Raw genomic sequence first — 14,819 nt, 5'->3', positions numbered from 1 at the left:
TATACAATGAAAAATAATATAAAGGCAAAAAGGCTTATCAGGTCTGTATTTTTTGCAGGATTACTATCACTAGCTTCTTGTGAATCCAGTCTGGATCAGATTAATGATAATCCCAATGATCAGGCAAATATTGATCCTAAATATCTCTTAACTTATGTTTCAAAAAACACCTTCCAGGTGAATGCAGATAATATGTATGCTTCGAGAATGATGATCGGGACAGATGGTGAAAATACATATCAGTATATGAAATGGAACAATACCTCTTTTGAAGTATACACGAAGCAACTTCTGAATACGGTAAAAATGATGCAGGAGGCAGAAAAGATCAATAATAAAAATTATGTTGCCATCGGTAAATTCCTTAGAGCTTATCATTTCTTTACTATCAGTTTAAAAGTAGGAAGTGCACCATATTCTGAAGCTGTAAAAGGGGAATTTGGGATCACCCAGCCTCAATATGACACTCAGGAAGCGATCATGTCCGGAATTTTATCAGAATTAAAAGAAGCCAATGACCTCATCAATACCCATGATAAGATTGAAGGCGATATTGTTTTCAACGGGGATGCTCAAAAATGGAAAAAACTGATCAATTCTTTCCGTCTGAAAATTTTAATAACCTTATCGAAGAAAGCTACGGTAGGAAATTACAATATCGCAACGGAATTTGCTGCCATTGCAGGAAGCCAGCCTCTGATGACTTCTATTGCTGATAACGGCGAGCTTAAGTTTGTAGACGTGGCAGACAGCAGATATACAATGTTCAACAATAGTGGATACGGATCCAGTTTATATATGGCGGATTATTTTATCAACCTTTTTAAAGACAGACATGATCCCCGCTTATTTACTTTTGCAGCACAAACTACCGGAGCTAAAGAAGACGGAAAAGCCATCACAGATTTTACCGGATACAACGGAGGAAATCCAACTTCTTCTTATTCTGAAAATGCAGATTTGATTACTGCCAAAAATATTTCAAAAGTAAATGACCGATTTTATAAAGATCCTACCAACGAGCCTTCCTCTATTTTAAGCTATCCAGAGCTGGAATTCATTTTAGCAGAAGCTACCGCCAGAGGCTGGATCTCAGGATCAGCAAAAGGTCATTATGATAATGCTATTAAGGCAAGCTTTACATTCTACCAGACGTATGTAAAGAATCCTGGGCAATACTTTACCGGCTTTGATGTGAATCAGTATCTGGCAACTCCTTTGGTAGTGTATAACAACTCAGCTCCTTTGCAGGAACAGATTGAAAAAATCATCACGCAGAAATATATGACAATGTTCCATCAGGCACAATGGACATCTTATTATGATTATTTAAGAACCGGATACCCGAATTATCCTTTGAAACCAGGTGTTCCAGCACCATTCAGATTCAGGTATCCTCAATCTGAGTATAATTATAACAGTGCTAATTTAAAGGCTGCTCTTTCCGCTCAATACGGAGGAAATGATAATATTACCTCCAAACCTTGGTGGTTACAATAGAAATCTGAATTATTTTTATACAAAACAAAGAAATCGCAGGAAAATCCTATTAACTTGCGGTTTCTTTCTTATTACGATTGATCATGAACAGAAGAGAATTTTTAGAAAAATCAAGTATTTTATTAGCCGGATTAGGAACCTCAAGTGTTCTTCATCCTTCCATTTTAAAGGCATTAGCTATTGAACCCGCTGCCGAATCCACCTTTTATGACGCTGAACATGTGGTTATTCTGATGCAGGAAAACCGATCTTTCGATCATGCTTTTGGTGCGCTTAAAGGAGTAAGAGGATTTTTAGATAAAAGAACTTTTGTAAAACCGGATGGACATTCTGCATTTTTTCAAAAAGGAAATAACGGACAATATGCTGCTCCGGCACGTCTTGACCTCAAAAATACCAAATCTACATGGATGAGCTCACTCCCCCATTCATGGGATAACCAACAGCATGCACTGAATAAAGGGAAATATGATCAATGGCTTCAGGCAAAGGCTTCGGGGAATAAAGATTATAAAAATATCCCGCTTACATTAGGATATTATAACCGTGAAGATCTACCGTTTTATTATCAACTGGCAGATGCTTTTACCATATTTGATCAATACTTCTGCTCTTCACTTACAGGAACTACTCCAAACAGGTTATTTCTTTGGTCCGGAACCTTAAGAGAACAGCAGAATGGTAAGACAAAAGCCAATGTTGTCAATGAAAATATTGACTACGACAAAGCCAGACAGGCAAAATGGAAAAGTTTCCCTGAGATTTTAGAGGAACAGAATGTATCATGGCGAATCTATCAGAATGAGATCAGTCTTCCGAAAGGATTATCCGGAGAACAGGAGGCATGGCTGAGTAATTTTACAGATAACCCTATTGAATGGTTTGAAAAGTACAACGTTAAGTTTTCAAAAGGGTATTATGAAAATATTCCTAATATGATTGCTTCTTTAAAAAAGGAAATCGAGAAAAACCCTGCTCAAAAGGAAAGATTGGAAACGATTATTGCTGAACTTAAAGACGATCAGGTAAAATATCATCCGGATAACTATTCTAAACTTTCTCAAAAAGAGAAAAATTTACACGAAAAAGCATTTACCACCAATCATAATGATCCTGATTATCATCAACTGGAAATTGGAAAAGATGAAAACGGAGAAAGATTGGTAGTTCCTAAAGGGGATGTTTTGTTCCAGTTCCGTAAAGATGTGGAAGAGAAAAAACTTCCGTTGGTTTCCTGGCTGGTAGCTCCTGAACATTTCTCTGATCATCCCGGCTCTCCTTGGTATGGTGCCTGGTATATTTCTGAAGTGCTGAATATTCTGACAAAAGATCCTGAAACATGGAAAAAGACAATTTTCATTATCAATTATGATGAGAATGACGGGTATTTTGATCATGTACTTCCTTTTGCTCCGCCAATGAATCCAAGTCAGCCGGTTGATATGAACGGAAAAGATGGTGCAGAATATGTAAACAGATCTCAGGAATACATGGCTGATCCTAAACTTAAAGATTATGAAAAGACAGAAGGAACAGTAGGGCTCGGTTATAGGGTTCCGATGATTATTGCTTCACCTTGGACAAAAGGCGGTTTCGTAAATTCTGAAGTATCCGACCATACTTCGGTATTACAGTTCCTGGAAAAATTCATCATGAAAAAATTCAGGAAAGATGTTCATGTAGACAATATAAGCGATTGGAGAAGAGCCATCTGCGGAGATCTTACCTCTGCTTTTAATACTGCGAATGTAAAGGCTCCACAGATGAATTATCTGAATCAGAAAGATGTTGCAAAAACAATTAATTCAGCGAAAAATAAACCTGTTCCTAACCTGAAATGGTATTCTGAAAACGAATTGAACGATCACCTCCTTGAAGTTCAGGAAAGAGGAATAAAACCATCTAATCCGCTTCCTTATGATTTCCATGTCAATTTAGAAGGGAAGCAAATTAAAATGACAAACCTTAAAGATAATGGTATCCCATTGCTTCTTTATGACAGAACCAAGCTGAATGATCCATCTGGATACCATTTTTCTTATACTCTATATTCGAAGCAGGAGCTACCACATTCTGTTCATTCAGGAGCATATGATTATGAAATTTTTGGTCCCAACGGCTTTTTTAGGAAATTTAAAGGGAATAATATTCCTAAAATTGAGGTTATTTTAATTAATAATTCATCAAAAAATCAAGTTGAATTTATTTTCAAGAATCCCCAAAAGGGAAATATCAGTTTAACAATGGAAAATTTCTACGAGAAAAGTAAAAGGACTATTTCAATACAAAAGCCAGAAGAAAAATTGATTATTGATCTTGGTAAAAACAAAGGCTGGTATGATATTAAAATAGCTGCAGACAGTAATATATGGCACTTTTCAGGAAGGATAGAAACCGGAAAAGTTTCTGTTTCCGATCCTCATTGGGCATAAGAGTCATTAAAAAAAAATACAAAAAATCCTGTACATATTGTGCAGGATTTTTCATTTCCAGACTATAATAATTCACAATTATATTATCCAAAAAAGATCAAATAATCAACAATATAAAAATTATTATAAATTTATTTCATAACATGCTGAATTTAATTATATTCACCTAACTAATTATCAGCATCATGAAAAAACTAAAATTAACGATTGCAATGTCTTTATTTGCAGTTGCTGTATCTGGAAATTTAAGTGCCCAGGATAACAATACAGATAATCATACGATCACAATTTCTATTCCTGAAGTTGCACTGGTAGACATTGAACCTGCCGCTACAAAAAATATTACACTTGGATTCTCTGCTCCTACAGACGCTGGTAACGCTATTGTTCCAAGTGCAGCTAATAATACACTATGGCTTAACTATTCTTCCATCAAATCTGCTGCACATCCTACACGTAAGGTAACAGTGAGTCTCAATTCAGTCATTCCCGGAGTAGATATTCATGTGACAGCTGCGTCTGCAACCGGATCAGGAGGTGGCCATGTAGGTAATTCCACAGGTCTTCTTACACTGAATACTACAGATCAAACAATTATTTCAGGGATAGGAAGTGCCTATACAGGAAATGGTGCCGATAACGGACATAATCTTACGTATGCTCTTGCTGCCGGAAGTGGTCCTGGAGGGGTGGCAATCTATGACAATCTAGAGGCTACAGCAGCTGGATCAGTAACTGTTACGTATACAATATTAGATAACTAGTATTCACTAGATTTTATCCCGACCCATATTCAAAAACAAGGAGAAATTGTCTTTCAGTTTCTTCCTGTTTTTGTTATTTTAATTATCTAACTCTATACATTACATAATGACAAAGCGTATACTTCTTTTGGTCACCCTGATATTACAGTTCAGCTTTTTACATGCCGGCATTGTGATTCTCAACGGGCTTACGCATTCCTACAAAATAGAAAACGGAAAGGTTTATAAAGGAAAAATAGCTATTGAAAATACAGGTACTCATCCTCAAAGTGTAAAATTATTTTTACAGGACTTTACTTATCATGCAGATGGAACAACCAATTATACTGCCATAAAAACAAACAAAAGAACCAATGGGGAATGGATTAAGCTAAATACCAACCTAATTACGCTTAAAGGGAAAGAAAAAACAGAGGTATTTTATGAAATCACCGTACCCAATCAAATAATAGATCCTGGAAGCTACTGGAGCGTACTGATTGTAGAACCTGTAGATGATATAAAACCTAGTGATAAAAAAATCGGGGTCAATATTACTTCTATGATACGCTATGCGATTCAAATTATTACAGATTTCGAAACTGAACAAGCAAAGCCGGACCTGAAATTTGAAAGTGTAAAAGTAGAAAAAGAAGAAGGCAGGCAAACTGTACAAATAGCAATAGCTAATAATGGCAATCTTTATTGTAAACCTACAGCTTCCATTGAAATCTATAACCGCAAAACAGGAGAAAAAATAGGAAATTACTCAAGTTTAGCTATGGGTTTGTTACCTTCTACATCAAAAATTTTCCCTATCGATATCAGTAAAGTCCCACCGGATAAATACAACGCAACTATAATGACAACAGATGAAGAAGAGAATGCATTTGCACTCAATGTGGAACTAGAAGTAAAAAATGATTAGAACCTGGACATTATTTATAATTATACTCTTATTTCCGGTAATTACTTTTTCTCAGAACCAGTCTGAACGATTGATCAGTAAAAAAGATAGCCTTAAGCCGGGAATGTCTACTTCTATTCCCTTCACTCTGGAAAATAGTTCTGCTGAAAATAAAATATATGATATTTCAGCTACAACATCCAGTCCTCACATTACTCCTATTTTAGCAAAAGGAGAATTTCAGATTAATGCACACCAAACTTCTGTATATCTTGTTCCTGTTCGTATTGCAGGAGAGACAGCGCAAGGCAATTATACCATTACTTTACAGATTACAGACCGCCAGAGTGGAATATCTTTGGTGAAAAATTCAACGATTACGATATCCGCAAACAGAAAAATTTCTCTTACTGCATTAAATTCTCCTGAATTCATCAGAGCCGGAGAGACCATCAGTTCTTCGTTCTTATTAAAAAACAATGGTAATATCACTGAAAACATTGTTCTTGGCAGTAGAAACGGAATCATTGATCAGGATCATCTGCAAACATTGGGACCGAACGAATCAAAAGTAATTACAGTTCATAAAGTCACCAGTCCTGATCTTCAGCAAAATGAATTTCAAAATCTAAATCTTTCAGTATATTCAAAAGACAATCCTCAAGAAACTCAAGATGTGTATGTAAGTACACAAGTTATTTCTATAAAACCCTCAGAATCCGATATATATCATAGACTTCCTATTGTAGCTTCTCTTTCTTTCATCGGAATGAAAAATATGGGGATTTACAATGATGGTTTTCAGGGAGAAATATATGGAAAAGGAAGTTTAGATAAAGACAATAAAAATCAAATTGAATTTCATGCCGCTACTCATAGCCCTATTGAGCTTAATACATTTACGCAATATGAAGAATATTTTGTAAACTATAAAAGGGATAAACTTTTCATTCATTTAGGTGATAAAACGTATTCTTCTTCCTATCTGACGGAATTTGCACGATACGGACGAGGAGCAGAAATCCGCTATAATTTCAATAAAGTAAGCTTAGGAGGCTTCTATAATCGTCCTCGTTTTTTCAGAGATATTAAGGATGAGCTTAATATGTATTCAACATTTAAAATCCGAAAAGAGTCTGAAATTACTGCTGGATACCTTTATAAAACGCCTATGAAGGAGGAAGGTAATTCCAGAAATATACAATTAGATTCTGAAGCACATCTTCCCTATACGAAAGGAAAATTTAAGATCTCAAAGAATATTATCCTTTCAGGTGAGTTTTCCTATAGTACTACGAAAAAGACAGAAGGAACTGCTTATATGGCACAGGCTGATATCAATTTTGATAAAATCAACGGAAATTTAATCTATATAAAAGCCAGTCCTGAATTTGCAGGATATTTTACTAATACCAATACTGTAAGCGGATATGTTCAGTACAAGTTATCTAAAAAAATCAATGCTTTTGCTAATTATATGCAGGACGCTAAAAATTTCCAAAGGGATACTTTATTTCTGGCAGCTCCTTACAGAAAGTATTTTCAATATGGTTTACAATATAAATATCTGCCGAGTGGATCTATTATGGTTAATAACGGTTATCAAAAATATCAGGATCGTTTAGAACCCAAACAGTTTGATTATTACGAACGTTTTTTTAGAATTACTGTAGATCAGCGTATTGGAATATTTCAGATTAATATTAACGGACAATTTGGAAAGACGGACAATTATCTGACAGGCTTTAACGGTAATTCAAGTTTATATACGGCTAATCTTTCTTTTGAAAAATTCAGAACTTTGTTTAACATTTATGGAAGTTATGGAAGTACTTCAAGGTATCAACTTCAAAATCAAAAGCAGCTGTATTACGGAGCAAGAGTTTTCACTAGATTTACTGATAAAACAAGCTTAAGTATTTTCTATCAGAACAATTATATTCCCGAAGAATACTTTAAAGACAGAAATTTATTTGAGCTTATATATCATCAACAGCTATTTCCAGGAAATTCACTGGATTTTTCAGGCAGGTATTCCTTGCAGCGTGGAGAAATAGGAGATAAAGATTTCATATTCTCGATGCGTTATACATGGAGTCCCAATATTCCGGTGCAAAAAATTGCAGAATACACCTCCCTATCAGGAAATATAAGCAATCTCGGCATAAAAAAGACAGAAGGCATCAGATTAATGCTGGGCAGCTATCTATCTGTGACAGATAAAGAAGGAAATTATATGTTTAAGAATGTTATTCCCGGGAATTACTTCCTTGAAATAGATCGCTCAACTACTGAGATCAATGATATTCCAACAGTTGTTTTTCCTGCAGCGTTATCTCTTCTTAACAAAGAGAATGTTTTTAATTTCGGAATAACTACTGCAGCCAATATCCAAGGGCATATTCATCTTACAGAAAACCTTGAAAAAGATCAGGCAGATATTGAAACATTACAGAATAAAACAGGGAAAAAGAAAAGAGAAAGCATTATTATAGAAGCAATCAGCAATGATCAGGTATACCGTAAAATATGTTTTATAGATGAAGATTTTGATTTTACTTATCTCCGACCTGGCGATTGGTCTCTTAAGCTTTATAGAAATGGTTTGGATAAACGTTATAAGATTTTAACTGATAAATTCCAGTTTACCTTAAAGTCAGGAGAGATAAAAAAAATAAATGTTCAGATTGTTAAGCAAAAGAGAGAAGTCAAATACCAACAGGAATCCCTGAAAGTAGGATATAATGAAATAAAAAATAAGAAATGATGTTGAAGCGCGCTATAATATTAACCACTTTCATTCTATCTGGTTTGTTGCATTCTCAGGCTACTGTTAGTCTTACATTACCTGTAGTGACTTTGATGGATGTGGAACCTACCGGAAACATTACGCTGAACTTTATAGCACCTACTGAAGCCGGAAATCCTCTTGGAAATCCTACTCCAAATACTTCAAAATGGATCAATTATACTTCAGCCATTACTTCCGGAGGGGCTACCAGAAAAATAACGGCATCTGTGAATCAGGTCATTGCCGGAGTGAATATCAGATTACAGGCTGCCGCTGCATCCGGAGCCGGAGGCGGCACATTAGGAACTCCCTCTGCGCAAGTGACTCTTACAACTACTCCTGTTACCATTATCAGCGGAATTGGTGGTGCCTATACGGGCAATGGTGCCAATAATGGTCATCGCCTTACTATTTCTCTGGTTCCGAGTACCTATGCCAATTTGGAGAGACTAACCAATACATCCGTTACAATTGTGTATACCATCACAGAATAAAACTAAAATGAAAATAAGCAGCCATTATATCAGAAATGTTTTTTTACAAAGAAATCTATCTATTATTTTTTTAATAATGAGTTCTTTCTTTGACGCTCAGACTGTAAATGTTTCGGGAAACTGGTCACCCGTTATTCCTGCTATTACCGAAGCAGGAAATAATTATGCGGGAACTTATGACAATACCACTACTACCCCTACAACAATCACGTTATCCGGAAATTTACCAGGGACATTCCTTAATCTTCTTTCAAGTTCCGGTGCAAAAATGACCATGCGCTACACCCCTAGCCCCTGGAATAATTCATTAAGCCTTTCAGCAAAAAGAACTGGAGGATCCACAACGATACATGGAGTTTGTGTCCTTTGCACAGCCACGATTAATGGGGGAACCACTTATATCCCAATATCAGAAACAACTGATACAACATTTGTAACTTTTACCTTTAGTGGTCTTTTAGGACTGGGTAACAGTGTAAGTTTCTCAGATATCAACTTAATTTTACAGTTAGCAGGAGTTTCTGTAACGCTGCCTGCCAGTACTTATAGTGCAAGGGTGGTTTTTACTATCGTTGCCAATTAGAGTAATTGAAAGTGATCACTCTTTTAAAATTAAAATTCATCATAAAAAATAATCCTTCCCAAAATTTGGAAAGGATTATTTTTTTAAAGCATGTTCAATTTAGTGTTTTGCCCACCAAAGAGGGGTGAGCACAGCATCTTGTCCGCCCAGTAATTGTATAGCTTTTGCATATCCATCCTGGTCTGTATTTCTGAAAGTACTTGGATATCTTAGTCTCTGAGGGAAATTCTGAATAGAGTTGGTCATATAATTTCCGGAATTCAAGTTCGGTAAATTAACTAATGGTGTTTCTACTGCAGGATTTTCAAAGAAAGGCAGTCCCAGTCTTCTTTGATCACTCCATGATTCTAACGGAAGCCACGGCATATTGGCAATATACTTTTGGGTAATGATTTTCGTAAGTTTATCATTCTTCACAGAACCGTTCTTGTAAATCGTATTTACAGGATATTTAATATCTACAGAAACTAAATTTCCGGTTACAGGATCTTTATACTTCATCACATGGCTAGCACCCGGCTCCGTGGTATGAGAATAAGAAACGGAAGTACCATCGCGGTTATACGCTGTTGAGGTAATATATTGTCCATAAAATTGTGAAACGCCGTTATATGCAAAGCTATCCTGAATTCCTTTATTATAGGCAGCTTCATCACTCATAGGAACAGCCCATCCTTTCAGAGCAGCTTCAGCCATCAGGAAGTATGTTTCCCAACTTGCAAAGAAAATTCGAGAGTTCTTACCTTCTCTATATTGTTTTCCTAAAGCCGGCATACAGCCAACAACCCCTCTTAATCCGTTTCTCTGTCCTTTTACACCCCAATTCCCTATTGTGGTCGTATTCCACGTATTTACGGTATTAATTGTAATTTTAGAACCGTCAGCGAAAGTAAGATCACCATGATTGGTAGTTGCCTGATTGGTATAAGTAGGATAAAGTGAATAAATCGGATTGTTGAGATCTCCGGGAATATAAAAAGTTTTATAAGCTCTTGGATCTATGGTATTAGGAAGCCCGTCAAGCCAATATCCTGCACTAGGATCATTCGTCATCGTTGAGAATTGTTCCTCATATTTTACTCCGATATAATCAGAAGCTTTTACTGCGGTGTGCTGCCCTGCCGGTAACTGATCTGTAGAATTAATTCCTCCTAAACCGATATACATATTATTAAGAGTAGCAGATAAAAGCTGTGAATTCCATTCTCTGGACATTACCCCTGATAAAGGATTCCACCCCGGATCTTCTTTTACTTTAAAGTTATCATCGCTTGTGCTGATCACCATATTAGAATTCGCAGCTGCTTCAAATTCTGTTTTTGCTTTTCCCGGATCTACTTCAGCTATTCTCATAGCTATTCTCATTCTCATGGAATTGGCATACTTTACCCATTGGCTCCATTTAAACCCATATACCATATCGTAAGCATTAGGATTTGAAGGTGCGGGTTGGTTGACATCCATTTTAGCAGCTGCATCTTTCAACTCTTCTAAAATAAAATAATACACTTCTTTTTCAGAATTAAATCCCGGGTTTATTCCTTTAAATGCCTGAATAGGTTGTGGACCAAAGTTGTCGGAAAATTCGCTCATTAAATAAGCTCTCCAGATTCTGGCTACCTGGGTAAGATTATCGTAATGCGCTTTGCCTTGACCTATTGCTTTCTTTTCGTTAACGATTTCAATTGTTGTATTGGCATTATTCAGCCATTCTGAAATTCCTTTCCAATATTCTACAGTCCAGGAATCATCATAAGATCCACCAGCAATTCCTGTTGTCAAATGTTGTCTTGCCGCAGTTTTCCAATAAAGGACAAAAGTACGTTCAGCAATATTGGGATCCTGTTGAGCTCCTAAAATAGAATTGTTTAAAAAATATTCCGGTTCAGCTTTATTAATATCCACTGCAAACGGATCATTATTCATGTCTTCAAAATCATTACATGATGTACAAACTGCAGCCAGTGTAATGAGAGATAAAATATATTTTTTCATGATATTATTGATGTTAAAAACCTAATGTAATTGTAAATAAGTAAGATCTTGTAGTAGGAAATGAAAGGTTTTCAAATCCCACAGCATTAGAATTGATCGCAAATACAGATTCCGGATCTATTCCTTTTGCTTTACTGTAGATCATCCATACATTATTGGCTGTAAAGGAAACTTTAGCACTTTGTAATGCAAACTTTTGAAAAATACTCTTTGGGAAACTGTAAGATACCTGAACATTTCGTAATCTGATATTGGTAGCATCATAAATATTCTGCTCCGTAATTCCTAGATTCCCTGCCGTTACAGCTGACCAATAATCCTGTTGGGTAATTTCCTTTGTATTGGCTGTATAGCCACCTCCCGTTTGCTGTACTACTGCATCAAGAACAAAATTATCTCTTCTTCCTCCGGGAGCCGTCTCTTCAGCAAGCCCCACCTTTTGCAAGGCTGATTGGGTAGAAGAATAAAACTTTCCGCCAATACGCCCATCAACCTGGAAAGAAAGCCCGATATTTTTATAACTAAAGCTGTTGGTAAGCCCAAACAATGCACGAGGAGTCTGATCTCCCAAGTAATGCTGATCAGGAGTTGATTGAGGCAGCCCGTTAGCTCCTACAATAAGTTTTCCAAAATTAGGATCATTAGCATCCTCTACTCTTAAGAATTTTGTTCCATAGATTACTCCAAAAGGCTTGTTCAGCTCTGCAAAAAATGTAACATTATCAAAACCGTTTAATGGATATTTCGAAATAGAACCATAAAGTTCTTTTACTTCACTTTTTAATTTTGAGAAATTAGCATTTACATTCCAGGTAAAATTTTCATTTTTAAAAATATCAGTATTTAAAACCACTTCAATTCCACTATTTTGAAGTTTTCCACCGTTAACTTTCATATCCTCATACCCTGAGAGAGGATTCATAGGCAGGCTAATTAATTGTTTTGTGGCTGTGTTGAGAAAATAACTTACATCTAAAGAAATTCTATTAAAAAACTTAAGATCTGCCCCTACTTCAAAAGTTTTTAATTTTTCCGCTTGTAAGCCAGCATCATAAAGAGTCTTTACTCTTTCTAAAATAGCATGTCCGGTAGGATCAGCAGCTAGTCTGTAAACATTATATAATTCGTAAGGATTTAAACCATTACCGGTAGAAGCATATGCAGCACGAAGTTTGGCAAAAGTTAATGTTTTAGAAGTGGTACCATTTAGTTTATTCAACATTTCCGTTAAAACCAAAGATGTACTTAAGGCTGGATAAGAATATGATCTGTTCTCTACACTCAAGGTTGAAGACCAGTCATTCCTGAACGTAGCATTAATGAACCAATACCCATCATAATTAATTTCCAGCGCTCCGAAAACGGAATTAATTTTCTTCCATATATCAACTTCGTTATTTGCAATACCTGCAAGATCACTGGTATTCGTTACGCTAAAAACATTGGGAACAATTAAATTTTGAGTACTAAAATAAAGAGCTTTAGTCCTTGTTTCCATTAATTGTCCATACAATGAAAATGAGCCGCCCCATTTACCAAATAAATTATCCTGTTTAGCCGTAATGCTGGCTATATAATTATTTTCATAAAATTTCTCTTCACTGGTAGCATATGCATTTCTTCTTGAAGAGCCTGTCCATACCCTTGCATCTGCATTCAAAGCATAAAAGTCAGTCCCTAATCTTACATCTGCACTTAGCCAGTCATTAAACTGATATTTAAGGTAGCTATTCAATAAAGCACGGTCTTTTTTATCGGCATTAAGACTATTATATGCAGACCAGTAAGGATTAATACCATTGGGTGAAATCCAGTTAGACATTACATTATTCTGCGTCTGTCCTTCACGGTAATCACGGATATCAATATCCTGTGGCATAAGAAGAATATTAGAATAATAATTTCCATCTCCTCTTCCTCCTGAAGGTCTGTTTTTAGCCTTTGTACTTATATATTGTACCTTTATTTCTGAAGTCCATCTTTTTTCCCTGCCAAAAACTGAATTCATTTTAGCCATCAAATTGAACCTCTCAAATTTAGAATTCGGAATCTGGCTATTATCATTTAAATAATTGAATGATGTATACAAGCTTGTTCCTTCACCCAGATTCTCTTGAAAATTCAACGTATGTTGAGTATTGATTCCTGTTTTGAAAAAATTTCCAAGATTATCATATTTCTTTCCATTTTCAATAGCTGGTCCCCACGAAGTTGTATTGTCACTGTTCGCAGGATTCGATAATCCATTTTGTCCTAAGCCAAAACTTTTCTGCATATCCGGCTTCATAAAAATAGTCTCAAATCCTAAATTAGTAGAATAAGTAATTCCTAAACCACCTCTTTTCTTTCCTGTTTTGGTTGTAATAAGAATAACCCCGTTTCCACCTCGGGAACCATATAATGCAGATGCGGCTCCCCCTTTAAGAACAGAGATACTTTCTATATCCTCTGCATTAATATCGTTCAGCCCATTTCCCATATCCAGATCTGGATTCCAGAAATCATTATTGTACCTCCCATTATTTTGCTTAGCTTTCACTCCCATTCCGTTACTTAACGGGATTCCGTCAACAACAATCAAAGGTTGGCTATCTCCTATAAAAGAGTTAAAACCTCTCAAATTGATCCTTGATGATGACGCGGGACCAAAACCTCCTTTAATAACCTGCATGCCCGCTACTTTTCCCACTAAAGCATTAGTGACATTCGTTTCTTTAGCATCAACAAGTGCCTGCCCTTTTACATCCTGAAAAGAATATCCCAAGGTTTTCTTTTCTTTTTTAACTCCGTAGGCTGTAACAACAACTTCATCAATCTTTCCTACTTTAGTAGAATCTGTATTTTGTGCAGATAATCCAGTCAAGCAAAAAAATAAAGATGAAAGAAGTCCTGCCTTAACTATCATTCTATTCATAATTATATTTAATTTTTTAAAATCAAATATAATATTTTAACAGTATTTAATAGTATACCGATAAAAAATAAGAAGAAACCATAAAATATCATTGAAAATATGAATGTTATGATTAAATAGTAGAAATAAACTTTGATTTTTAACTGAAATAAAAAAAATTTAGCGTGCAAAAAACTTTAGCAACAAATAAAAAATTACAGCTTATCATGCAAATGCTGTCAGAATATATCTGTACAAAATGAAGGAAAAGAAGAAGAAAAAAGATGATTTAAAGGTTATTTGGAAGAATAAAAAAATGAATCATCATCATTCAGAATATTCAAAAATAAGATCTGCATTGGTTTATTCAGTATTCAATAGGAATGGGCTTTAGCCCATTTAAAATAAAAAATTAATCTTCATTCGGCTTTAGCCAAAACGGGAGGTATGTGTTTCTGAACTTTCCTTCTTAGCTATGTAT

At 35.6% G+C, this 14,819-nt stretch carries 9 protein-coding genes; 7 read left to right on the top strand and 2 right to left on the bottom strand.

What is annotated here, in order from left to right; all coding sequences use genetic code 11:
* The first annotated feature begins 6 nt into the window (after nucleotides 1–6).
* From AC5YGG_RS11625 to AC5YGG_RS11595, 7 genes are all read left to right on the top strand, one after another.
* Nucleotides 7–1,500 carry a SusD/RagB family nutrient-binding outer membrane lipoprotein gene (locus AC5YGG_RS11625; RefSeq protein WP_496144662.1) on the top strand — a complete coding sequence of 498 codons (1,494 nt, stop codon included), beginning with the start codon at nucleotides 7–9 and terminating at the stop codon, nucleotides 1,498–1,500.
* An 83-nt stretch (nucleotides 1,501–1,583) separates the two neighbouring features.
* Nucleotides 1,584–3,932, top strand: a complete 2,349-nt coding sequence (locus AC5YGG_RS11620) for a phosphocholine-specific phospholipase C (RefSeq protein ID WP_496144661.1) — start codon at nucleotides 1,584–1,586, stop codon at nucleotides 3,930–3,932.
* Nucleotides 3,933–4,117: 185 nt separating this feature from the next.
* A complete protein-coding gene (locus AC5YGG_RS11615; protein WP_496144660.1) occupies nucleotides 4,118–4,696 on the top strand; it encodes a hypothetical protein in 579 nt (192 codons plus the stop codon).
* A 106-nt stretch (nucleotides 4,697–4,802) separates the two neighbouring features.
* A complete protein-coding gene (locus tag AC5YGG_RS11610; protein ID WP_496144659.1) occupies nucleotides 4,803–5,603 on the top strand; it encodes a WxL protein host-binding domain-containing protein in 801 nt (266 codons plus the stop codon).
* Nucleotides 5,596–8,349 (top strand): COG1470 family protein, encoded by a 2,754-nt coding sequence (locus tag AC5YGG_RS11605; protein ID WP_496144658.1) that lies wholly within the window; start codon nucleotides 5,596–5,598, stop codon nucleotides 8,347–8,349. Before AC5YGG_RS11610 ends, AC5YGG_RS11605 begins: the two co-directional genes overlap by 8 nt.
* Entirely contained in the window at nucleotides 8,346–8,867 is a 522-nt protein-coding gene (locus AC5YGG_RS11600) for a hypothetical protein (RefSeq protein WP_496144657.1), read from the top strand. The genes AC5YGG_RS11605 and AC5YGG_RS11600 overlap by 4 nt, the downstream gene beginning before the upstream one ends.
* Before the next feature lie 76 nt (nucleotides 8,868–8,943).
* The gene (locus AC5YGG_RS11595) at nucleotides 8,944–9,450 is read left to right on the top strand and encodes a hypothetical protein (protein ID WP_496144656.1); all 507 of its coding nucleotides are present in this window, start codon (nucleotides 8,944–8,946) and stop codon (nucleotides 9,448–9,450) included.
* A 99-nt stretch (nucleotides 9,451–9,549) separates the two neighbouring features.
* Here AC5YGG_RS11595 and AC5YGG_RS11590 read toward each other — a convergent pair whose 3' ends face one another.
* Nucleotides 9,550–11,445 (bottom strand): SusD/RagB family nutrient-binding outer membrane lipoprotein, encoded by a 1,896-nt coding sequence (locus AC5YGG_RS11590; RefSeq protein WP_496144655.1) that lies wholly within the window; start codon nucleotides 11,443–11,445, stop codon nucleotides 9,550–9,552.
* A gap of 13 nt (nucleotides 11,446–11,458) precedes the next feature.
* The gene (locus AC5YGG_RS11585) at nucleotides 11,459–14,359 is read right to left on the bottom strand and encodes a SusC/RagA family TonB-linked outer membrane protein (RefSeq protein ID WP_496144654.1); all 2,901 of its coding nucleotides are present in this window, start codon (nucleotides 14,357–14,359) and stop codon (nucleotides 11,459–11,461) included.
* Nucleotides 14,360–14,819 lie beyond the last annotated feature (460 nt).

Source organism: Chryseobacterium sp. CS2K3, from assembly GCF_059515185.1.
This window is presented reverse-complemented; position numbering and strand designations above follow the sequence as displayed.

Bases quoted from the DNA above. Each gene is read 5' to 3' on its own strand.
- AC5YGG_RS11625 (WP_496144662.1), top strand. From the start codon at position 7: ATGAAAAATAATATAAAGGCAAAAAGGCTTATCAGGTCTGTATTTTTT.
- AC5YGG_RS11620 (WP_496144661.1), top strand. From the start codon at position 1,584: ATGAACAGAAGAGAATTTTTAGAAAAATCAAGTATTTTATTAGCCGGA.
- AC5YGG_RS11615 (WP_496144660.1), top strand. From the start codon at position 4,118: ATGAAAAAACTAAAATTAACGATTGCAATGTCTTTATTTGCAGTTGCT.
- AC5YGG_RS11610 (WP_496144659.1), top strand. From the start codon at position 4,803: ATGACAAAGCGTATACTTCTTTTGGTCACCCTGATATTACAGTTCAGC.
- AC5YGG_RS11605 (WP_496144658.1), top strand. From the start codon at position 5,596: ATGATTAGAACCTGGACATTATTTATAATTATACTCTTATTTCCGGTA.
- AC5YGG_RS11600 (WP_496144657.1), top strand. From the start codon at position 8,346: ATGATGTTGAAGCGCGCTATAATATTAACCACTTTCATTCTATCTGGT.
- AC5YGG_RS11595 (WP_496144656.1), top strand. From the start codon at position 8,944: ATGAGTTCTTTCTTTGACGCTCAGACTGTAAATGTTTCGGGAAACTGG.
- AC5YGG_RS11590 (WP_496144655.1), bottom strand. From the start codon at position 11,445: ATGAAAAAATATATTTTATCTCTCATTACACTGGCTGCAGTTTGTACA.
- AC5YGG_RS11585 (WP_496144654.1), bottom strand. From the start codon at position 14,359: ATGAATAGAATGATAGTTAAGGCAGGACTTCTTTCATCTTTATTTTTT.